This window comes from Microbacterium sp. CFBP 8801 (genome assembly GCF_014839455.1).
In the GTDB taxonomy this organism is placed as follows: Bacteria; Actinomycetota; Actinomycetes; order Actinomycetales; family Microbacteriaceae; genus Microbacterium.
In genome coordinates this window covers 1-361 of record NZ_JACYNU010000051.1, presented here as the reverse complement: position 1 = coordinate 361, position 361 = coordinate 1, and the positions used below count along the sequence as shown (strand labels likewise).

Annotated in this window: 1 protein-coding gene; it reads left to right on the top strand. The window is 70.1% G+C overall.

Annotation, left to right across the window (positions count from 1 at the left end; translation table 11 throughout):
• Window positions 1-52: 52 nt before the first annotated feature.
• A partial coding sequence (locus IFR11_RS16160; RefSeq protein WP_191916855.1) for a DUF427 domain-containing protein occupies window positions 53-361 on the top strand: 309 nt, incomplete at its 3' end.

The window sequence follows — 361 nt, the reverse complement described above, 5'->3', positions numbered from 1 at the left end:
ACGCACGATCAGATCTCGATCCGCATCCCGCCCCGAGGCGTAGCGTAGGGATATGGCGCGCCCCGTTCCCGATCCCGTCCGCCCCGGCCAGGAGTCCGTGTGGGACTACCCCCGCCCGCCTCGCGTCGAGACCGTGCGAAAGCGCGTGCAGATCGACTTCGGCGGGGTGCGCATCGTCGACACCGATGACGTCGTCCGCGTGCTCGAGACGAGCCACCCGCCCGTCTACTATCTGCCGATCGCCGCGTTCGGTGAGGCATTGACCCTGGGCGAGGGCGCGTCGTTCTGCGAGTACAAGGGCGGAGCGCGCTACTTCGACGTGCACGGTGGTGGGGGAGTGGTGGCCGCGCGCGCGGCGTGG